The sequence below is a fragment of the Tardiphaga sp. 619_E2_N8_4 genome (genome assembly GCF_051810905.1).
Taxonomy (GTDB): Bacteria; Pseudomonadota; Alphaproteobacteria; order Rhizobiales; family Xanthobacteraceae; genus Tardiphaga; species Tardiphaga robiniae.
In genome coordinates, this window is the sequence record NZ_JBPWQJ010000001.1 from 383,421 (window position 1) to 403,750 (window position 20,330).

24 protein-coding genes are annotated in these 20,330 nt (G+C 60.1%); 11 read left to right on the forward strand and 13 right to left on the reverse strand.

What is annotated here, in order from left to right:
• The first annotated feature begins 215 nt into the window (after positions 1 to 215).
• Positions 216 to 1,211, forward strand: coding sequence for an LON peptidase substrate-binding domain-containing protein (locus AB8A23_RS01835; RefSeq protein ID WP_439057052.1), 996 nt, complete (start codon positions 216 to 218; stop codon positions 1,209 to 1,211).
• Between the two features lie 315 nt (positions 1,212 to 1,526).
• Here the strand turns inward: AB8A23_RS01835 and AB8A23_RS01840 are convergent, their stop codons facing one another.
• Together AB8A23_RS01840 and AB8A23_RS01845 are read right to left on the reverse strand one after the other, a co-directional pair.
• On the reverse strand, positions 1,527 to 2,765 hold the full coding sequence (locus AB8A23_RS01840) for an MFS transporter (protein ID WP_439057051.1): 1,239 nt from the start codon (positions 2,763 to 2,765) through the stop codon (positions 1,527 to 1,529).
• 114 nt (positions 2,766 to 2,879) lie between these two features.
• Positions 2,880 to 3,560 (reverse strand): DUF938 domain-containing protein, encoded by a 681-nt coding sequence (locus AB8A23_RS01845; protein WP_120288279.1) that lies wholly within the window; start codon positions 3,558 to 3,560, stop codon positions 2,880 to 2,882.
• Between the two features lie 145 nt (positions 3,561 to 3,705).
• Here AB8A23_RS01845 and AB8A23_RS01850 point away from each other — a divergent pair, with 145 nt between their 5' ends.
• On the forward strand, positions 3,706 to 4,746 hold the full coding sequence (locus AB8A23_RS01850) for an MBL fold metallo-hydrolase (RefSeq protein ID WP_120288278.1): 1,041 nt from the start codon (positions 3,706 to 3,708) through the stop codon (positions 4,744 to 4,746).
• A 50-nt stretch (positions 4,747 to 4,796) separates the two neighbouring features.
• Positions 4,797 to 5,627, forward strand: coding sequence for a class II aldolase/adducin family protein (locus AB8A23_RS01855; protein WP_439057050.1), 831 nt, complete (start codon positions 4,797 to 4,799; stop codon positions 5,625 to 5,627).
• A 10-nt stretch (positions 5,628 to 5,637) separates the two neighbouring features.
• Here AB8A23_RS01855 and AB8A23_RS01860 read toward each other — a convergent pair whose 3' ends face one another.
• The gene (locus tag AB8A23_RS01860) at positions 5,638 to 6,693 is read right to left on the reverse strand and encodes a HoxN/HupN/NixA family nickel/cobalt transporter (RefSeq protein WP_175368607.1); all 1,056 of its coding nucleotides are present in this window, start codon (positions 6,691 to 6,693) and stop codon (positions 5,638 to 5,640) included.
• A gap of 219 nt (positions 6,694 to 6,912) precedes the next feature.
• On the opposite strand from AB8A23_RS01860, the gene AB8A23_RS01865 reads away from it, so the two are divergent.
• Both AB8A23_RS01865 and AB8A23_RS01870 read left to right on the forward strand, forming a co-directional pair.
• Positions 6,913 to 7,149 (forward strand): hypothetical protein, encoded by a 237-nt coding sequence (locus AB8A23_RS01865; RefSeq protein WP_068732887.1) that lies wholly within the window; start codon positions 6,913 to 6,915, stop codon positions 7,147 to 7,149.
• Positions 7,149 to 7,403, forward strand: a complete 255-nt coding sequence (locus AB8A23_RS01870) for a hypothetical protein (RefSeq protein WP_089262737.1) — start codon at positions 7,149 to 7,151, stop codon at positions 7,401 to 7,403. Before AB8A23_RS01865 ends, AB8A23_RS01870 begins: the two co-directional genes overlap by 1 nt.
• A gap of 37 nt (positions 7,404 to 7,440) precedes the next feature.
• On the opposite strand, the gene AB8A23_RS01875 is transcribed toward AB8A23_RS01870, so the two are convergent.
• Positions 7,441 to 7,689 (reverse strand): hypothetical protein, encoded by a 249-nt coding sequence (locus tag AB8A23_RS01875; protein ID WP_068732883.1) that lies wholly within the window; start codon positions 7,687 to 7,689, stop codon positions 7,441 to 7,443.
• Between the two features lie 161 nt (positions 7,690 to 7,850).
• On the opposite strand from AB8A23_RS01875, the gene AB8A23_RS01880 reads away from it, so the two are divergent.
• On the forward strand, positions 7,851 to 8,000 hold the full coding sequence (locus AB8A23_RS01880; protein WP_170849725.1) for a hypothetical protein: 150 nt from the start codon (positions 7,851 to 7,853) through the stop codon (positions 7,998 to 8,000).
• Between the two features lie 78 nt (positions 8,001 to 8,078).
• Here AB8A23_RS01880 and AB8A23_RS01885 read toward each other — a convergent pair whose 3' ends face one another.
• From AB8A23_RS01885 to AB8A23_RS01900, 4 genes are all read right to left on the reverse strand, one after another.
• Positions 8,079 to 9,005: a dihydrodipicolinate synthase family protein gene (locus tag AB8A23_RS01885; RefSeq protein ID WP_439057049.1), complete on the reverse strand. Its 927-nt coding sequence runs from the start codon at positions 9,003 to 9,005 to the stop codon at positions 8,079 to 8,081.
• 70 nt (positions 9,006 to 9,075) lie between these two features.
• Positions 9,076 to 10,059: a TRAP transporter substrate-binding protein gene (locus AB8A23_RS01890; protein WP_089262741.1), complete on the reverse strand. Its 984-nt coding sequence runs from the start codon at positions 10,057 to 10,059 to the stop codon at positions 9,076 to 9,078.
• Between the two features lie 29 nt (positions 10,060 to 10,088).
• A complete protein-coding gene (locus tag AB8A23_RS01895; RefSeq protein ID WP_093759765.1) occupies positions 10,089 to 11,354 on the reverse strand; it encodes a TRAP transporter large permease in 1,266 nt (421 codons plus the stop codon).
• Between the two features lies 1 nt (position 11,355).
• Positions 11,356 to 11,979: a TRAP transporter small permease gene (locus tag AB8A23_RS01900; protein WP_439057048.1), complete on the reverse strand. Its 624-nt coding sequence runs from the start codon at positions 11,977 to 11,979 to the stop codon at positions 11,356 to 11,358.
• Between the two features lie 179 nt (positions 11,980 to 12,158).
• On the opposite strand from AB8A23_RS01900, the gene AB8A23_RS01905 reads away from it, so the two are divergent.
• Positions 12,159 to 12,836 carry a GntR family transcriptional regulator gene (locus AB8A23_RS01905; protein WP_093759769.1) on the forward strand — a complete coding sequence of 226 codons (678 nt, stop codon included), beginning with the start codon at positions 12,159 to 12,161 and terminating at the stop codon, positions 12,834 to 12,836.
• A 29-nt stretch (positions 12,837 to 12,865) separates the two neighbouring features.
• On the opposite strand, the gene AB8A23_RS01910 is transcribed toward AB8A23_RS01905, so the two are convergent.
• Positions 12,866 to 14,044 (reverse strand): M20 aminoacylase family protein, encoded by a 1,179-nt coding sequence (locus AB8A23_RS01910; RefSeq protein ID WP_439057047.1) that lies wholly within the window; start codon positions 14,042 to 14,044, stop codon positions 12,866 to 12,868.
• Between the two features lie 547 nt (positions 14,045 to 14,591).
• On the opposite strand from AB8A23_RS01910, the gene AB8A23_RS01915 reads away from it, so the two are divergent.
• Positions 14,592 to 15,062 (forward strand): aminoacyl-tRNA deacylase, encoded by a 471-nt coding sequence (locus AB8A23_RS01915; RefSeq protein ID WP_089262750.1) that lies wholly within the window; start codon positions 14,592 to 14,594, stop codon positions 15,060 to 15,062.
• 92 nt (positions 15,063 to 15,154) lie between these two features.
• On the opposite strand, the gene AB8A23_RS01920 is transcribed toward AB8A23_RS01915, so the two are convergent.
• Positions 15,155 to 15,955: an AMP nucleosidase gene (locus tag AB8A23_RS01920; RefSeq protein WP_439057046.1), complete on the reverse strand. Its 801-nt coding sequence runs from the start codon at positions 15,953 to 15,955 to the stop codon at positions 15,155 to 15,157.
• A gap of 327 nt (positions 15,956 to 16,282) precedes the next feature.
• On the opposite strand from AB8A23_RS01920, the gene AB8A23_RS01925 reads away from it, so the two are divergent.
• The 3 genes from AB8A23_RS01925 (at position 16,283) to AB8A23_RS01935 (ending at position 19,196) form a co-directional block, all read left to right on the forward strand.
• The gene (locus AB8A23_RS01925; RefSeq protein WP_120288271.1) at positions 16,283 to 16,702 is read left to right on the forward strand and encodes a CBS domain-containing protein; all 420 of its coding nucleotides are present in this window, start codon (positions 16,283 to 16,285) and stop codon (positions 16,700 to 16,702) included.
• 329 nt (positions 16,703 to 17,031) lie between these two features.
• Positions 17,032 to 18,435, forward strand: a complete 1,404-nt coding sequence (locus tag AB8A23_RS01930) for an NfeD family protein (protein ID WP_439057045.1) — start codon at positions 17,032 to 17,034, stop codon at positions 18,433 to 18,435.
• Positions 18,432 to 19,196 carry a slipin family protein gene (locus AB8A23_RS01935; protein WP_093759775.1) on the forward strand — a complete coding sequence of 255 codons (765 nt, stop codon included), beginning with the start codon at positions 18,432 to 18,434 and terminating at the stop codon, positions 19,194 to 19,196. Before AB8A23_RS01930 ends, AB8A23_RS01935 begins: the two co-directional genes overlap by 4 nt.
• A 98-nt stretch (positions 19,197 to 19,294) precedes the next feature.
• Here the strand turns inward: AB8A23_RS01935 and AB8A23_RS01940 are convergent, their stop codons facing one another.
• From AB8A23_RS01940 to AB8A23_RS01950, 3 genes are all read right to left on the reverse strand, one after another.
• Positions 19,295 to 19,498, reverse strand: a complete 204-nt coding sequence (locus AB8A23_RS01940) for a hypothetical protein (RefSeq protein ID WP_089262760.1) — start codon at positions 19,496 to 19,498, stop codon at positions 19,295 to 19,297.
• A gap of 135 nt (positions 19,499 to 19,633) precedes the next feature.
• Positions 19,634 to 19,927: a GYD domain-containing protein gene (locus AB8A23_RS01945; protein WP_120288269.1), complete on the reverse strand. Its 294-nt coding sequence runs from the start codon at positions 19,925 to 19,927 to the stop codon at positions 19,634 to 19,636.
• Between the two features lie 36 nt (positions 19,928 to 19,963).
• Positions 19,964 to 20,329, reverse strand: coding sequence for a cytochrome C oxidase subunit IV family protein (locus AB8A23_RS01950; protein WP_439057044.1), 366 nt, complete (start codon positions 20,327 to 20,329; stop codon positions 19,964 to 19,966).
• Between the last annotated feature and the right edge of the window lies 1 nt (position 20,330).

Below are 20,330 nucleotides of genomic sequence, written 5' to 3' on the forward strand. Positions count from 1 at the left end.
TCTCACTGTCGCGTGAACGCAGCCGACAGTTGCACCTCATTGACAGCTAGACGCCTTTGAGCCAATTTTATCTCGGTTGATACGACCTGCCGGTTGCGCCCTGAACGGGACGGTGAACGTATCACTTCCTTTGCCGACACCCTTTGTCCGAGCGACCGGGTCAGCAACGCAACCACCTGATGCCCCCTGGTTCGCTCATGCAAAGGACGAAACAGATGCGCGATTTTCGCGATGCAAAGGCTATGGCGCAGACCCTGCGCGAAAACCTCACCACCAAAGCCGTCACGATCAGTCACAGCGAAAGCCTGGAGCTGATATCGAGAATATTGGGTGTCGCTGACTGGAATACCTTGTCTGCGATGCTGCAGGTCGGTCGAACTTCGCCAAGAGTGCCGACTATCAAACTTCAAACCGGAATATCAAGCTACCCGGCCATTCCTCTGAGAGATCTCGTTCCATTCCCGACAACGACCTACCCACTTTTTGTCGGACGGGAGAAAACAATACTCGCTCTGAAAGATGCCTTTGCGCGACAGCGGGAGGTCGTGCTTGCTATTCAAAAGAACGAAACTGTTGACCAACCTGCCTTCGAGGACATCTACGACATCGGCGTTCTCGCCCAGTTGCTTGAAATTCAAAGGCTTGATGACGGCACGCTCAGGGTTCTGGCACAGGGACGCCAACGCGTCGTGATTCAGCGTTTCGTAGGCGAGACCGGCTCGTATAGAGTCGATGTTGCAGGCGTGAGTGAGGGTCCTATTCCTGATGAACCCGAACTGATCCAGCGGGCAGTCAGGCGGTTCGAGAGCTACATTTCGGCTCACGACATACGCGTGCCACCGATTTGGCCGCCACTGGAGAGAACCCTCGACCCCGGACGGGTTGCCGACGTCATCGCCTCGCATATTGTCCTGCCGATCAGCGAAAAGCAGAATCTGCTGGCGACCCTCGATCCAGTGAAGAGGCTGAAAAGCGCCGATGCCCTTATCGACCTGTCGACGCTGCCGCTTTCGCCCGCGCTTCACGCGACACGGCGACGCGCTATCGAATATGCCGACCAGAGAGGCCATCAATATGCAACGTTGGAGCACCTGTTACTTGCACTGGTCGATGACACCGATGCCGCGGCAGTGCTGCGGGATTGCAATGCCGATTTCGGCACGCTGAAAGCTGACCTGATCCGCTACCTCGATAAGGAACTGACAATCTAATGATCGAGACCGGCAAGAATGGCCAGCCGACGGCAGCATTTGTGCGTGTGTCTCAGCGTGCTGCGGTTCACGCGCAGGAGCTTGGCTGGTCCGAAGTGAGAGGGTCAAACACCTTGATGGCCATCTTGCCCGAAACAAGAAGCCCGGCTGTCCGCTTGCTTAGCGGACAAGGCATCACCCAGAAACTGGTTGCTACCTCGATCACTGGAAACACAGGATCGGCCTGACGACGTCCGGACGTCTCAGAGTGTCGTTCACAAATGCCGGCTTGGGCGATGGTGATCGCCAGGCCGGCAAGTGTGTGATGCGCCTTGGTTAGATAGCCGGATCGGGAAACGCCGCGGCCTGCTGCGACGCCCGGCGCTTGACGAAGCCGGCCATGATCAGCGCGACCAGGCCGAGAATGACCGGCGGGAAGACCACGGCATTCACGGTGGGCCAGCCATAATTCGCCAGCAGCTGGCCGGACGAGAACGAACCGATCGCCATCAGGCCGAATACCAGGAAGTCGTTGAAGGCCTGCACCTTGTTGCGCTCCTGCGCCCGATGGGTTTCGAGCACCAGCGCGGATGCGCCGATGAAGCCGAAATTCCAACCGAGGCCGAGCACGACGAGACAAACCCAGAAATGCATCGCGCTGATTCCGGCGATGCCGATCACCGCGGCGATCGCCTCCAGCGCCAGACCTGCGGCCACGACCTTCGACGCGCCGAAGCGTGCGATCAACGATCCCGTGAAGAAGCTCGGCCCATACATCGCCACGATGTGCCACTGCAGGCCGAAATTGGAATCGCTCAGCGTCAGCCCGCAAAGCTTCATCGCCAGCGGTGCCGAGGTCATCACCAGGTTCATCATGGAATAGGACACCACGCCGCAAATCGCGGCTGCGATGAAGCGCGGCTGCCGCACGATCTCGAGCAACGGCCGGCCACCATGCATGTCCGCAGGCGCAGGCTTCGGCGCATCCACGGTCGAGAGCAGCGCCATCGCGATCAGGGCAACCACCGCCTGCGCCGCGAAGCTCGCAGCAAACAGATAGGGCGACCAGATATCCATGGTCCACTGCACGAGCTGCGGGCCGAGCACGCCGGCGAATACGCCACCAGCCATCACCCAGGAGACGGCTTTCGGACGATAGGACGGGCTGGCGCCATCGGCGGCGGCGAAGCGATAGGATTGCGCGACAGCACCGTAGAAGCCGCCGAAGAATGTCGCGCAGCAGAACAGTGCGAATGATGCTTTCAGAATCGCGATGGCGCCGAGCAGGCCGCAGATCGCACCGGCGCCACTGCCGATGATGAAGGCGACGCGGCGGCCATAGGCGCGGGAGATCATGCCGACCGGCAGCGTCCCGCAGGCAAGTCCGACGACATAGACCGAGATCGGCACCGTCGCGAGCGAGACGCTGGGCGCCAGCGTCGCCCCGACAATGGCGCCGGTGGCGAAGATGACCGCCGAATTGGCGCCGCCAAGCGCCTGCGCCGCAGCCAGCCGCATCACGTTGGAACGTGCGCGCCCGTCATCGTGAATCTCTGGTGTAGCCGCGTCGATCATGGGGAAATCCGCCCGGATGTGGCCCGGTTCGTCCCGGGGTCTTTATTCGCCACGACTATGACGACCGCCCTGCGGCAGATCAACACACGCCAGCGCGCACGCACCATGCGCTGATCATCCGGGCAACCGGGCAAATACAAGGATCAGATTGTTGGCGGGCATCTCGATGATCTCAGCCAGCCGAAGGCCGACGCCCTGCGCGACGTGCTCCAGATCCTCGACATCGCGCACGCCCCAGTCAGGATTACCGTCGCGCAGGCTGGTATCGAACACGGCATTGCTCACGGCCGTATGTTTGCCGCCGCGCTTGAACGGGCCATAGATAAAGAGACGTCCATCCGGCCGCAGATATTTTGCGGCGCCCGCGATCAAACCTTCGGCGACGGGCCAAGGCGCGATGTGGACGACATTGGCGCAGAACACCGCGAGCAGCGCATCCGGGCCGTTGCCGTTCTCCATCTCCGGGCACCACGCCGGATCGGTCAGATCGATCCGTAGTGGCGGTCTGACATTCGTCAATTGGGCATGGGTGCGCCAGGCGGCGATGCTTTTGAGATGGGCGTCATTGAGATCGCTGGGCCACCAGGTGATGTCGGGCGTTTGTCCAGCGAAGTGAATGACATGCTGGCCGGTGCCGCTCCCGACCTCCACAACATCGCCGCAAGCCTGCTGCAGGAAAGTCGCAAGAACCCGCCATATCGCCTCGTGGTTGCGATGGAAAGCTGCGGCATCGAGCCGGCCATCATCTTCCACGCGCCGGCCATCCCGACCGAATTCGACCACATATTCCGCCATCAGGCCCTCACTGCTGCGGGCAGTATCCCGAAGTTGCCTTCACGAACAAGAGAAGAAAGAGATCGTTCAAACGCAGCCAAATGGGTTAATATTCTGACGAATACCCGATCTGAAGAAGGATCGACCACGCAGAATTGGTGCGCCCATGATCTTCCGTCAGCTGTTCGACAGTGTGTCCGGCACATATAGCTACCTGCTTGCCAGCCGCCACGGCGGCGAGGCGCTGATCCTCGATCCGGTTCTGGAAAAGGTCGATCGCTATTGCCAGTTGTTGCGCGAACTCGACCTGAAGCTCGTGAAGGCGGTCGATACGCATCTCCATGCGGACCACGTCACCGGCCTCGCCGAACTGCGCGATCGCACCCATTGCGTCACCATCATGGGCGACCAGAGCAAGGCCGACGTCGTCGCCATGCGTGTCAGCGACGGCGACAAGGTGACGATCGAAGGCGTCGAGCTCGACGTGATGTATACGCCCGGCCACACCGATGACTCCTACAGCTATCTGATGGGCGATCGCGTCTTCACCGGCGACACGCTGCTGATCCGCGGCACCGGCCGCACCGATTTCCAGAACGGCAGCGCGCGGGCGCAATATGATTCACTGTTCAACCGCCTGCTCAAGCTGCCCGACGAGACGATGGTGTTCCCGGCACACGACTACAAGGGCGACACCGTGAGCACCATCGGCGAAGAGAAGCGCTACAATCCGCGCCTGCAGGTGAAGTCCGTGGAGGACTACATCGAGCTAATGGGCAAGCTCAACCTGCCGAACCCGAAACTGATGGATGTGGTGATCCCGGCCAATATGAAAGTCGGGCTGAAGCCGGACGCGCTGAAGAAGCAAGGCCTGGCGCTGTCTCCGCGGGAGGCCATTGCTCATCTCGGCGATCCCGCCATCCTGCTGGTTGATCTGCGCGAGAGCAGCGAACGCGCCAAGCACGGCGTGCTCGCTGGCGCGCTGCATGCGCCCTACCCGTCGATATCGGACAGCCTCAAGCCCGGCGGCATGTTGCGGGAGGTCGCCACTGCCACCAAGCGCCGCATCGTGTTCTTCTGTGCCTTTGGGGAGCGCTCGGCCATGGCGGTCACTGCCGCAAAGGATGCTGGGATCGACAATGCCGCACATCTGGACGGCGGCATCGATGCGTGGAAGAAAGCTGGCGGCCCGGTGCTGGCCGCATGATATAGCGAGCAAGGCGGACCAACCCGCCACTCGACAGGGGGAGGATGATAATGGCGTCGACACGATCGGCTGCGCCAATGCTGCTGGCAATGGTGTTCGCACTCTCCCTACAACCGGCCTCCGCACAAACCGCAGCACAGACCCCCGCGCCAACATCTGCCGGCACCGTCGACCCAGCGTTGATGCAGGACCTCGTGGTGGCGAACCGCGTCCTCACCGACCTCAATGTCATCGACGGATTCGGCCATGTCAGCATGCGCCACCCGACCGACCCCAATCGCTACCTGATGGGGCGCTCCGTGGCTCCGGCGCTGGTAACGGCCGACGACATCATGGAATACGACCTAGACTCCAATCCGGTCGATGCGAAGGGACGCGCCAGTTTCCTCGAACGCTTCATCCACGGCGAAATCTACAAGGCCCGGCCCGACGTCAAAGCCATCGTCTATACACATTCGCCGGGGATCATCCCCTTCAGCGTCAGCAGCACGCCGTTACGGCCGGTGTTCCACCTCGGCGCCTTCCTGTTTCCCGACGTGCCGGTGTTCGAGATCCGCGATAGCGCCGGCATGAGCAACATGCTGGTCAGCAACACGCAACTGGGCAAGGCGCTGGCCAGTACGCTCGGCGACCGCAGCGTGGCACTGATGCGGGGCCATGGCAGTGTTGTCGTGGCGAGCACAATTCCGATGGCGGTGTTCCGCGCCCATTACAGCAACGTCAATGCGCAGCTACAGTCCCAGGCGCTCGCGCTTGGCGGATCCGTGAGCTATCTGCTGGGCGAGGAAAGCCAGAAAACGCTGGCTGTGATCGACCAGATTCATGGCCGGGCCTGGGATCTGTGGAAGCGCGCAGCGCTGGAAAAGATGGCGCCCAAATAGCGGCGCCGCATCAGGCTTCGTGAACCCGAACCTCGATGTCGTCATAGCCTTTGACGCGATACACGATCACCGAGATCATCCAGCTCAGGATGAAAATCGCGATGATGAGATAGCCGAGCGCGCCGAAATTCTCGTTCAGCGCTTCGATGCCGTCCCAGAAGCTGCCTGACAGGTCGAGCTTGCGGCCGATCAGGCCGAGTGCCTCGACGCCGCCGATCACCAGCGCCACGATCACCGACACCAGCGTGATGATCATGTTGTAATACAGCTTGCGGATCGGCTTCACGAAAGCCCAGCCATAGGCGCGCACCATCAAGACCGAGTCCGTCGCATCGACCAGCGACATTCCCGCCGTGAACAGTGCAGGAAACACGAGAATCGACCACATCGACATGCCATCGGCGCTTTGCGAGGCGGAGATACCCAGCAGCGCGATTTCGGTCGCGGTGTCGAAGCCGAGACCGAACAGGATGCCGAGCGGATACATGTGCCAGCTCTTCGAGATCACGGCGAAGACCGAACGCAGCATGCGGCCGATGACGCCGCGCTGCGAAAGCAAAACATTGAGATCTTCATCGATGAATCGCTCACCGCGCTTCACTGCCTTGAACAGGCGATACACCGATACGAGAATGAAGATATTGGCCACTGCCACGATCAGCAGGAAGAAAGCCGAGACGCTCGTGCCGATCAGGCCGCCGATTTCCTTGAAGTCCGCGAATTTCTCCTGCAGTGCCGACACTGCCAGCGCCACGAAGATGGATGCTACGACGACCACAGTGGAGTGACCGAGCGAGAAAAACAGGCCCACGGACAGCGGCCGCTTGCCGGACTGCATGAGCTTGCGCGTCACATTATCGATGGCTGCAATGTGGTCGGCGTCAACGGCGTGGCGCAGGCCGAAGGTGTAGGCGAGCAGCGCGGTGCCCAGCAGAACCGGCTGGTCGCGGAAGGCGATCAGGGCCCATATCCAGGCCAGCACATTGGCCGGGATCAGAATGGCGTAGATGGCGATGATGCGGCCGCGCAGGTTGTCGGCGCCATCGTTGAACAGTGTGCGGATCATGGAGATTCTTGCAGTCCGGATTACCACCGGATTGTCTCAGGAAGGCCTGACGGACGCAACCTGGCCTCATTCGCGTCGAATTCGCCGCATTTCCGGCACAAAGCGATTAACTGCAGCGGCCAGTTAGGTGGCAGCAGGGGTGCCGCTTCCTATATCTACGTGATAAGAATGACACAGAGTTCGCTGCGCGCCGATCGCGTGGCCTAACCCGAGGCGTTGATGGACACCGAACAGGAACAGAAGACACCCGCAGAACTGAAGGAAATCCGGCTTGCCCGCAAGGCGGCGCAGGAAGCCGAAGGCGTGAAGGCGATGGCCGACATTGCGGCCGCCGATGTCGCCATCCGCAAGCGGACCGAGGAACTGCGCGCGCTTCGCCTTGCCAGGGAAGCCGAAGAACTGGCCAACCCGCCCGAACCCAAACCGAAAGCTACCAGAAAAAAGAAAACGAGCTGATGCCAACTGACGACAAAGCGACGAAATCCGAACGCGACGCCGCGGCCAAAGCGGTACTCGACAACATGGCCCGACTAAAGGCCATGCGCCTTGCCCGCGAAGCGGTATCGCCCCCCGCGCCGGCCAAGAAGAAGACCGCAACGAAATCGGGCAAGACGTCTTCGAGCAAGACATCGTCAAGCAAGTCGGCGGAAAAAGCACAAGCCCTGGCAGCGTGGCTCGCCGATCAGCGCAGCGGCGGCCGCAGGACCTGACTATCGCAGGACCTGCTTTCGCAGGGTCTGATCTATCTCAGGCCGCGCTCGGCGCAGGCCATTCGATCATGGTACGGGTCTTGGTCGCAGAATCGTAGACCTGGATCTGAAGCATCTGAAACTGGTTCTTCAGCTTCATGCCAGCTTCTTCCGCGGCTTCGACCGTATCGTGATGGGATTTGAAATGGCCATCCACCACCAGTGAATAACCTTCGGTCGGCGCCCTGTCGGCGCGAATGAATTTGCGCGCCTGCGGTTCGTCGAGCTCTAACTTCGGTTTTTTCATCGTCACTCCAGAACAAGATTCGCCCGATTTCAAAGCGGGCAGGATTCGCCCCCGTTTACACGGTCATGCGGAAAAACACAGGGCAATTGCGGGATTACGGCAATATCTGCTTCAATCACGGTCAGAATGAGGTCAACACAAGCAATCCGGCGGGGAAAATGATGAGCGGACGAGTGGGCGGAGCCCGCGACGACAAACCGGCCAAGGACGACAAGCAAAAACCCGTCCCCACGCCGCCGCGGCCTGACGACGACGAGGAAGACGGCGATATCGCCACGCCGAAACGCGATCGCGACGACGAAGATATCTAGCTGTGCGAAGGCATCGCTACATAAGACATCGGCGCGCCACGACTGACGCGCCGATAAATTTCAGATAGCGACGAGTCGTTAAGCTGCCTTGAGGCCGACATCCGGCAGCGTCGGACGGTGACGCAGCGCCTTTGCCATGATCCCTTCCACTTCCGCTTTTTCATGCGGCAGCAGCGCGAGGCGCGGTGGGCGCGTCAAAGCAGTGCCGCGGCCCATGATATTTTCGCAGAGCTTGATGCACTGGACGAGATCCGGGCGTGCATCGAGATGCAGCAGCGGCATGAACCACTCATAGATCGCCATCGCCTCGGCAAAGCGGCCGGCCTTGGCCAGGCGGAACAGAGTCTCGCCTTCGCGCGGAAACGCGTTGGACATGCCGGACACCCAGCCGACGGCGCCCATCGCCACGCTCTCGACAATGACGTCGTCGAGGCCGGCGAACAACACGAAGCGGTCACCGACCATGTTGCGCGTATCGATGAAGCGACGCGTATCGCCCGATGAGTCCTTGAAGCACACCACCGTCTCGACATCGGCCAACGTGGCGAGAATGTCGGGGGTGACATCGTTCTTGTAGATCGGCGGATTGTTGTAGAGCATGACCGGCAGATCGGTCGCTGTCGCCACCGAGCGGAAATGTGCCGCTGTCTCGTGCGGCTTGGACGAATAGACCAGCGCAGGCATCACCATGATGCCGTCGATGCCGACGCGTGCGGCTTCCTTGGCAGTGTCCACAGCAAAGGCCGTGGTGAATTCGGCGATACCGCAGAGCACGGGCACGCGGCACTTGGCGACCGACTTGGCCGCTTCCATGATCGCGATCTTTTCCTTGCGCTCCAGCGAGGTGTTCTCACCAACCGAGCCGCAGATGATCAGGCCGGACACGCCGTCGCGGATCAGGCCGTCCATGACCTTGGCGGTGGCGTCGATATCGAGCGACAGATCGTCATGAAACTGGGTGGTGACAGCCGGGAAGACGCCTTCCCAGGAAATACGGGGACTCATGGCAAAACTCCGTGTGATACCGGCGCGCATAGCGCGCCGGCTGATGAGGATGACGGGTTGGAATTGAGGATCAGATCGTCGCGCCGACCTTGCGCAGCTCGGCCAATACCGGTGCTTTCGGCAGCCAGATCTTGTCGAATTCGGCGATGACGGCTTCGGTATCCTTGACGGCCACCTGACGCACGGGCACCGACGTGCCCTTGAAATTCTCGATCAGCGCCGGCTCACCGGCGGCCAATTCGTCGATCTGCGCATCCAGCGTCGATTTGACAGCCTTGGTGATCAGCTCCTTGTCGGCGGCCGGCAGCGACTGCCAGACGCGACCGGAGACGACGGCGGCCATCGGCATGAAGACGGCATTCATCTGCAGGATCGACTTCGACACCTTGTCGAAGCGCTGGTTCCAGGAGAATTCCAGATCGGCTTCCAGACCATCGACCTGGCCATTCGACATGGCGTCGAACACCTGCGGTGTCGGGATCGGCGTCGGCGCCGCGCCGAGCGACGAGTAGAAGTCGCGATAGACCGGCGTCGGATTGATGCGCAGCTTCATGCCCTTGATATCGGCGAGCGTGTTGAGATCCCTGACCGCGAAGACCGCGCGCATGCCGGTGATGCCCCAGCCGAGGCCAATGGTGCCGGTTTCCGCAGGAAGCACGTCGAACAGTTTGACTGCCGCCGGATGACGCACGAATTTCGCCACGGCCGGCGTCGAGCGCACGATATAGGGCGCGTTGATCGCCGCGATATGCGGCACGCGTGAGCCGAGCTCAGCAGCCTGGATGAAGCCCATGTCAAGCGCGCCGGTCTGCAACTGCTGCATCATCGCCGCCTCGTTGCCGAGCTGGCCGGAGTGAAACACCGTCATGGTTAGACGGCCCTTGGTCTCTTCCTTGAGCTGATCAGCGAGCTTCAGCGCAGCCTTGTTCCAGGAATGGCCGTTCGGCGTGATCAGGCCGAGACGCAGCTCCTTGGCCTGCGCCAATGCGAGCGACGGCGCGAACACCGAAGCAGCAGCCGATGCGGCGAGGAAGCGACGACGTGAGATGGTCATGACGGAGGCTCCTTGATGTGTATGGGGGCTTACTTGATGAGGGCGAGAGACAGATACGGATAGAGCGAGAGCAGCACCAACAGGATGCATGAGATGAAGAAGAACGGCAGCGTCACCATGAACATCTTGCCGGGCTTGGCGCCTGTGACGGCGGCGGCGACGAAGAAACAGAGTCCGACCGGCGGCGACAGCAATCCGAGCACGAGATTGATCACGACGACTACGCCGAAGTGACGTGGGTCGATGTGGTAGATCTCGGTCGCCACCGGCAGCAGGATCGGCACGGTCATGATCAGGCCGGGCACGCCGTCGATCACCGTGCCGATGACCAGCAGGATGACATTGCAGATCAGCATGAAGCTGATCGGATCCTTGGCAACTGTCTGGATCCAGGCGGCGGTCTCCTGCGGCACCTTGCCGAAGATCAGAACCCAGGAAAACACGGCGGCAGCGGCAACGAGAAACAGCACGATCGCCGAATAGATGCCCGAGCGCAGCATCATTTGCGGCAGTTGCGACCATTCGAATTCCTTGGTCCAGTATTTGCCTACGACCGCAGCGGCGACAGCGCCGACGGCAGCCGATTCCGTTGCGTTCGCCAGACCGCCGAGGATGGAGCCGACGATGACGATGGGAATCAAAAGGGTCGGCGAGGTGCGCAGGATGGTCATCACACGCTGTTTCGGCGTCTGATAGTCCGCACGCGGATAGTTGTAGACGTAGCCCATCAGCGCGATGACGACACAGAACATCACTGTGAGGATGACACCGGGAATGATGCCCGCGATCAACATGTCGCTGACCGACACCTGCGCTAGCACGCTGTAGACCACGAACATCACCGACGGCGGAATGATCGGGCCGAGCATGCCGCCGTAGGCGGTGAGACCGGCAGCGAAGGTCTTGTCGTAGCCTTTCTTTTCCATTTCCGGGACCATGATCTGCGCCATGATCGCGACCTGTGCGGTCGCCGAGCCGAGAATGGAGGAGATGAACATATTGGCGAGAATGTTGACGTAAGCCAGTCCGCCCTTCAGTGAGCCGACAAAGGCCATCGCCATGTCGACGATGCGCTTGGTGATGCCGCCGCCATTCATAATCTCGCCGATCAGGATAAACAGCGGGATCGCGATCAGACCGTAGCTGTCGACGCCGCCGAACAGTTGCAGCGGATAGGACTGGAACAGCACCGGATTGCCGGACGCCATGATGTAGACGAAGCCGGCGAGGCAAAGGCAAAGACCGATCGGCACGCCGACCAGCATGATCACCGTGAATGCGGCGAAGGTGATCATATTAGTTCACCCCGTCGAGTTCGGAGAGCTGGAAGCCTTTCGGCGGCACCTTGGCGACGAGGCCGAGGTCCTCGAGCAGATTCGCAATGCCATGGATGGTGATCGACACCGCGAAAATGGGCAGTGTCAGATAGAGGACCCATGTCGGCCAGTTCAGCGTCTGGGTGCGCTCGGTGTAGAGAAAATTGAAGGTCTGGCCCGCGAACTTCTTCGCGTCGAAGCCTGCTTGCGCAAGGCCGATCGGGTCCATCCAGAGCATGCAGGTGACGATCAGGCCGACACCGAACACGATCACCGTGCTCGTGGCGATAATCTTGAAGATCTGCTGGCTTCTGGCCGACAGACGTTCGGTCATCATGGTGACCGCAAAGTCGAGCCGCAGGCGGGTCATCGCGGAGGCGCCGATGAAGGTCAGCCAGACCACCGAATACACCGCCGACTCATCGATCCAGTAGATCGGGAAGTGCGAATAGCGGGTGACGACATTCACCAGGATCAGCGCCGTCAGCAGATACATCAGGCCCATCAGAGCCAGCCGCTCGAAGGCCAGCAGCCCGGCGGACGCCACCAGGATGACCCGGCGGGCTCCGATGGCCCGGGCCGTCGACATCGTCTGGTCACTCATAAACTGCCCCCGCTGTCACGATTGTGATATGATTTTTGGATCGTATAATTTATACAATTTCCCTGTCAAACGCTGATTTGCACAAATTCGCGCCTTGAGGAGTTTTTGTGCGGCAGCGAAGACGGGACGAGATCTGAGATCAATCCGGCCGAAATCCAGAGAAAAGGCTCGATAAATCAATGAGCGCGCCGCTAAAGCACCGCACCCTGTCGGCCATGATCGCGGATCAACTCCGCCAGGCCATCCTCGACGGCACCCACCCGGCCGGCGCGCAGTTGCGCCAGGACGCCTTGGGCGAGGCCTATGGCGTCAGCCGGATTCCGGTGCGAGAAGCCCTGTTTCAGCTTGAGGCCGAAGGGCTGGTGAAGATCGTCCCGCAGAAGGGCGCCATCGTCTCGGAACTGTCGCTCGACGAAATCAACGACGTGTTCGATCTCCGGGTCATCCTCGAGCCACGGATGCTGGCGCAGTCCGCGCCGCATTTTGTCGACGACGACTTCGCTGCACTCGACGACATCCAGCACCGCTTCGAGAAGGCGATTGCCGCCGGCAATATCAGCGAATGGGGACAGCTCAACGCCGATTTCCACATGGCGATGTATGTCCGGGCGCGGCAGCCGCGCACGCAGTCGATCGTGATGGCGCTGCTGCAAACCAGCGACCGCTACACGCGCATGCAACTCTCGACGACCACCGCGATGGGCATCGCTGAGAAAGAACACGCCGAACTCATCGCTCTGTGCCGCAGCCAGAAGATCGATGACGCCTGCCGTTTCCTTGAACGTCACATCGAGTCGGTGCGCGCAGACCTTCTGCGCGTCATCGGCCGCACCATTCCGAAGAGCGGCGCGACCTAGACAGACCGCGTCAACAGCAACGACTCGTTTTATGCGAGTTCCTGCTCCACAAGACCGGCGAGATAGCTCGCGCCGATCGGCAGGAGATCGTCGTTGAAATCGTAGCCGGGATTGTGAACGGGCACGCCGCCCTTGTCGGCGGTGCGCTGCCCGAACATCAGATAGGCACCACGGTTGCGTTCGAGCATGAACGCGAAATCTTCACCGGCAAGAATTGGATTGCCTTCGCGCAGCACCTCGGTAACGCCCGGCACCGCCGCCGCGGCTTCTGCCGCGCGCACCGTCTCGTCGGCCGTGTTGATGGTGGCCGGATAGGCGTGGCGATACTCGATCTCCGCCGTGCCGCCGCAGGCTTGCGCGGTCAGCGTCACTGTGCGCATGAACAACTCCTCGACGCGCTCGCGCACCTCGGGCTTCAGCGTACGTACCGAGCCGCGCAACTCCACCGTCTCGGGCAGAACGATGTCCGAGGTACCGCCGTGGATCTGGCCGATGCTGATGATGGCGGATTCCAGCGCATCGACCTGACGGGACGGAATCGCGTTCAGCGCATTCACCACCTGCGCTGCCATGGCCACCGTATCGATCCCCTGATGCGGATGCGCACCGTGCGAGGAACGGCCACGCAATGTCACCTTGAAATAATCGATCGCCGCCAGCGCCGTGCCGGTCAGCGCCTTGACGGTGCCGAGCGGCATGTCCGGGCTGTTATGGATCGCATAGATGGAATCGCAGGGGAAACGCTCGAACAACCCGTCGTCCATCATCGCCTTGGCGCCGGCGAGCCCTTCCTCGGCCGGCTGAAAGATCAGATGCACCGTGCCGGCGAAATTGCGCGTCTCGGCAAGATATTTCGCAGCACCAAGCAACATCGTGGTGTGACCGTCATGGCCGCAAGCATGCATGCGGCCGGCATTCTGCGAGCGATGAGCAAAGCCGTTACCCTCCTCCATCGGCAGCGCGTCCATATCGGCCCGCAATCCGATGGCGCGGTTGCTACCGGCCGCCTGGTGACGGCCGCGGATCACGCCGACGACGCCGGTACCGCCGAAGCCGCGATGCACCTCGATGCCCCACTCCGACAACCGCTCCGCGACCAGCGCGCTGGTGCGCTCCTCCTCGAAGCCAATCTCCGGATGCGCATGGAAATCCCTGCGCCATGCGGTCATTTCCGGGTGCAATTGGTCGAGACGTTCGCGCGGGGTCATATGTTCTCACCTTTGGGCTTGTCCTGCCCATAGGCTAGCCCGGTGATCATGCCCTCGCAACCAACCGGCCGCACACGCTGCGCGCGCCACACACTTCAGCGCTCCGTGGTGACACCAAGCAGTTGGGATTAGCGGCTGCGAGATGCGCGCCACCACATGATCGACATCGTGATCGATCAGCCTCTATGTGAATGCTGTGCGTTCTGGAAAATGGCATGCCATTCAGAATAAAACTGCGAACTCCTATGCTTTTGAAATAGATATATAATTTCGATTGAATACCTCACGCGATCCTCGCATGCACTCAAATGGACAGCAGCCCCCCCTTTGGGGAAGAGAAGAAGTGTCGCGGCGCTCGCGCACTCACCATCGACAGCGCGGGGGCCTGACTATCTCGCGAGAGAGTTGGTCATCGATAACGAATTGCAGCTGTCGGATGGGAGGCCTATGCTGAGCCTATAACCACGCAGCCGCCCATCGCACGGCGAGAGTCTGCAGACAAAGACCTTACGATGGATGGCTTGCATTTTGCCCCGGAGGTCACGCCATGACCATTGCTCCCACACTCCAGAAATACCTGGCCGCTGAAAACATCCAATACGAGGTGATCCCGCACGAACTTCGTATGACGTCCTCTGGCACGGCTGAGGCATGTCATATCTCGGGCGATCGCCTCGCCAAGGGCATCGTGTTGCGGCGTGACGGCGAATATATACTGGCCGTCTTGCCCGCATCGCATCACCTCCGCCTGTCGGACCTGAGGACATCACTCGGCGACAATGTCCACATGGCCGATGAAACCGAGATCCATCAGCTGTTCCGCGACTGCGCACACGGTGCAGTTCCTGCCGTCGGTAAATGCTACGGGCTGGATATCATCGTCGACGACAGCATCCAGGCGCAGCCGGAGGTCTATCTGGAAGCTGGCGATCACGAGACGCTGCTTCATATGGGTCACGCGCAGTTTGCGCGCCTGATGGCCAACGCGCAGCACGGGCGCTTTAGCGCGCATGACTGATGATTAGTCGGACGATCCGCGGCGACCGTCGCGGTCCCGAATGGGAAGATTATGCCGCTGCTTAACTGTTGCTGCAGCGGTACGACACCTTTCTACGTCTCATGCCCTGCATCAAAATCGTCTTCGAAACGCAAATGCTTGACGCTGCGGCCGCGGCGCCGCACAAGTTTCAAGGCCTCCACCCCGATCCTGATATGCCTTTCGACATAGTTCGCGGTCACCTCCTGATCCGACGCTTCGGTCTTCACACCCTCGGGAATCATTGGCTGATCGGACACGAGAAGCAGTGCGCCAGTCGAAATGTGATTGGCAAATCCCGCAGCAAAGATTGTTGCGGTCTCCATGTCGATCGCCATGCTCCGTGTACAACGCAATATATCCCTGAAGCGATCATCATGTTCCCAGACACGACGATTGGTCGTGTACACGGTGCCGGTCCAATAGTCGTGACCGAGATCGCGGATCATGGTCGACACCGCGCGTTGCAACTGGAACGCGGGCAGCGCAGGAACCTCCGGGGGCAAGTAATCATTTGAGGTGCCTTCGCCCCGAATAGCCGCAATCGGTAGCACCAAATCGCCAATTTTATTTTTGCGTTTCAACCCACCGCATTTGCCGAGAAACAACACGGCTTTCGGCGCGATGGCACTTAACAGATCCATCACGGTTGCAGCATTCGGGCTTCCCATGCCGAAGTTAATCAGAGTGATACCATCGGCAGTCGCATTGGGCATCGGTCGATCTGCGCCCTTTACCAAACTGCCATACGCCGTGGCGAACCATTCGACGTAGTTGTCGAAGTTGGTCAAGAGAACATACTCTCCGAACTCAGCAAGCGGCGTGCCGGTGTAACGCGGCAACCAGTTTTCTACGATATCCTTCTTCTCTTTCATTCCCGATGATCTCGCCCGGAATTGTGCAACGCCGCCGCCTGTCAAACTAGTGGATAGGACCGTTCCCTGTCCAATGAGGCACTCTTGGATTATTTGGGTTCCATTAATCCACTTGCAACCGTGAATGGTCCGGGCCTTGCGTCGAATGCGCGCTGTTCAGGAGGGTGGATTGCCACAGCGGCCGCGTTTGTCCGGTCTGATCGCGCAGGAATGATGTTTTCTTCTGCGACCTCGCACGCAATTGATTGTATAGTTGGAGGACATGGAGGGAGGCGAGACATACTGCATTGCATCAATTCACCTGAACTCTAGGAACGGAGGTTCGCCATGAAAGTCAAAGAGGTGATGCACAAAGGTGTCGACTGGGTCAGCCCCGACACCCCTGTCACCGAACTCGCGAAATTGATGCGGGGGCATGACATTGGCTGCGTTCCGGTTGGCGAGGACGACCGCCTGATCGGGATGGTGACCGACCGCGACATTGTCTGCAAAGGGCTCGCGAGGAACAGCTTCGATGCCGGCCGCGCGACGGCGCGCGATGTGATGACCGAAGGTATCCATTGTTGCCGGGAGGACGACGATCTCGCAAAGGCAATACATCACATGGAGAAACTGCGGGTCCGCAGGCTGCCGGTGATCAACAAGAGTAAACGGATGGTCGGTATCGTCAGTCTGGGCGACGTCAGCCATTCTGCGTCAGGTGATTTGTTGTCCGAATGCGTCAAGAGCGTTTCGGCCCATCACTGAAACACGGCCAGCGCTCCTCTTGCGATCCGGCGGAGGGGCGCGGCCGTCGGCACGATCGTCGAACAGTTCGATGAAAGAACTTTGCTCATCGAGCCGCGATGAAGAAGGTCGTGCCTACGCGGTCACGCCATTGTCCGCAGGCGCAGCGAGGGCGTGGATCGAAACTGCGAACTTCTTATGTCATTGAGACTGCCTGATAATATCGGCGATTCTTCTCGTCTTGCGCAGCCCTCACATTCGTTTCGACAACGAGCGATGGCTCGCCAATCCCGGTCGTATTGAGATTCTGCCAGGACCTCCCACATCATCTTGATAAGGGAGTCCAGGCTGTGCAGACCGTACGGGCTACTCTTGCCGCGACAATTGCGGTTGTCGCTCTGGCTATCTCCCCCACCACGTCTGTCTCGGCGGAGGGGAGCGGAAAACTTGTGCTGACGATCGCAATCGACGGAGCGATCGGACCGGCAACCGCCAGCTACGTGAAAGACGCTCTCGCCAAGGCAAGCGAACGGCGTGCCGAAGCTGTTATTCTGCGTCTGAATACGCCGGGCGGTCTCGTCACCAGCATGCGCGAGACCATCGCCGACGTGCTGGCATCGCCCGTTCCTGTCATAGGTTATGTCGCCCCGTCGGGAGCCCATGCTGCCAGCGCCGGCACCTATATTCTCTATGCAACGCATATCGCCGCAATGGCGCCGGGCACCAACCTCGGCGCGGCAACGCCCGTGCAAATCGGCAGTCCGGTGCCGGGCCTGCCGGGCATCACCCCTGATAAAGACGGCAAGGACAAGAAAGACAGTGCCCAGCAAACGGAGCCGAAGGACGCGACGATGGCGAAGGCGACGAACGACGCCGTCGCCTTTATCCGCAGCCTGGCCGAGTTGCGAGGACGTAACGCCGATTGGGCCGAGAAGGCTGTCCGCGAGGCAGCCAGTCTTTCCGCCAGTGCTGCGTTGCAAGCGAATGTCATCGATCTCATTGCGCGCGACTCGGTCGAACTGCTCAGGCAGGTCGATGGTCGCGTCGTGGAGCCTCCCGGTGGCGACAGACGGCATCTGGCGACAAAGGATGCGACGATCGAGACGATCGACTCCGGATGGATCGCGCAATTTCTGTCTGTGATCACCAACCCCAACGTCGCCTTCATTCTTCTGCTGGTTGGCATCTACGGTCTGATTTTTGAATTCATGTCTCCTGGCGCCGTCGCGCCCGGCGTGGTCGGTACGATCTGTCTGCTGCTGGGCCTCTATGCCTTCAACCTGCTGCCGATCAACTATGCCGGCCTTGGGCTGATGATGTTGGGGATCGTGCTTCTGATTATCGAGGCCTTCAACCCGACCGTGGTTCTTGGCCTCGGCGGAGCCATTGCCCTGGTCCTTGGTGGGTTGATGTTGTTCAGGATCGACGCGCCCGGATACCGGCTGTCATGGACGCTCGTCAGCATCGTGACGGCAATGTTCATCGGACTGCTGCTCATTGTGCTCGGCTCGATCCGGCGCGCCCGCAAAGCTCCGGCACGAATCGGCGCACAGGCCATGCGCGGCCTGCCCGCCGAAGTTCTCGACTGGAATGACATCGAAGGTCACGTCTTCACGCAGGGTGAGCGCTGGCGAGCCCGCGGCATGGAAACATTCAAGCCCGGAGAGACGGTCGAGATCGCCAGCATCACGGATCTGACGCTGATGGTGCGTCGCCGGCCGGCACTCAGCGCCGGCGAAGGAGGTGTGCGATGATGCTCGATTACATAGCCTACTCGCTGCTCGCGATCATCGTGATCGCCTTTCTCTCCTCCGCCATTCGCATCCTCCGGGAATACGAGCGCGGCATCGTCTTCACGCTCGGACGCTTCACCGGCGTGAAAGGTCCGGGCCTTATTATCCTGATTCCGTTCGTTCAGCAGATGGTGAAAGCCGATCTCAGGGTGATGGTGCAGGATGTGCCGCCGCAGGACGTCATTTCCCGCGATAACGTTTCCGTCAAGGTGAACGCCGTTCTCTATTTCCGCATCGTCGACCCGGAACGTGCGATCATCAAGGTCGGGAATTTCATGGCCGCGACCAGCCAGTTGGCACAGACCACGCTGCGCTCGGTGCTCGGCAAGCATGAGCTGGATGAAATGCTCGCAGAGCGCGACAAACTCAACGCCGACATTCAGGAGATCCTCGATCAGCAAACTGACGCGTGGGGTATCAAGGTCACCAACATTGAGATCAAGGATATCGACCTCAATGAGAACATGGTGCGTGCCATCGCCAAGCAGGCCGAAGCGGAGCGGCTGCGGCGGGCGAAAGTGATCAATGCGATAGGCGAGCAGCAAGCCGCTGAGAAGCTCGTCGAGGCCGGCCGGATCCTTGCTCAGGAGCCGCAGGCGATGCAGCTGCGCTATTTTGCGGCGTTGCACGACATTGCAGGCGAGCGGTCATCGACTGTGGTCTTTCCGCTGCCGATGGATCTGCTCAGCCATATGACGCCGCGGCCGGGCGGAGTACCGTGAGTTTATTTCTTGTGCTTCTGCGCCAGCTTCAGCTTGAGTCTGCCATGGGCCGAACGAACCATGGCTTGCGCTGGCTTGCTCATCACCCCAATTTACCATCAATGAGTATCCTCGGCGCGCTCGTCGACAGGCACATGTGACGGGTGTCGTGCGTCGCCGCGCCGGTTTTGCGGGCGCACATACATCGTCATCGCTTCCGGGAGCTCCGCCTTGACTTTCAGAGCGGCGACAAGCGCGTCCTCGGCGTCTACGACGACATGACCCGCCTTGCCCTTCAGCTTGAATCCAACGGTAAATTGCATCTGCGCACCACCTCGTCTTCACTAATTGTCTCGCCCGCCTACTTTCCGCCAGCGGGCGCCATCTCGGCCTTCTTTCCTGTCGACATGACATTTGGCCGGCGCGTGGCACCTCGCGGACGCGCTTCCGGTCCGCAATCAGCCCAGCGACTTGATGATCTCCCGGTAAGCTGTTTCGGGAAACGCTTTCAATGTGTGCGTTCGAATGTTTCCCAGCATGCCCAACTGCAAATTGAATCGCGCGGCGACGGCATCGTCCGGCGCTTCGTAAACCGCGACGATGTCATAGTCGCCCATGGTCAGAAAGAACGATTTGAACTCTCCGTCCATATCCTTAAGAGCTTTCTTCGCCAAATCGAGACGACGCGGCGAGTCCTTGACGTGTTGGATACCTTGATCAGTCCAGTTTGCAAGCATGATATATGTAGTCATGGAAGTCCTCCTTGCGCACGAGACCCCCGTTCATCTTCACGCCCCAGTCTTGAAGAAAATGATCCGACTCAACAACGTGTAGTCCGATTCAAACACCATGATCCCGACAAAAACCAACAACACCAACGGCGGGAGCAGGATGGCATAGGCCAAAGCCAGACGCTCCCACGCCATGTGCATGAAGACCGCAACAATCAAGCCTGCCTTCAACATCATGAACACCACGATGAAAGACCACCTCAGATATCCCTGCAGGTTAAAGTAGTCGACGAGGTAAGAGCATGTACTCAGAACAAACAACCATCCCCAGACCACGAGATAAAGCTTGATCGGATGCTGGTGTCCCTCGGCATGTGCTGCGGGAGTTGCATGAGGTGTTGCATGTAGCGTGACTTCAGCCATG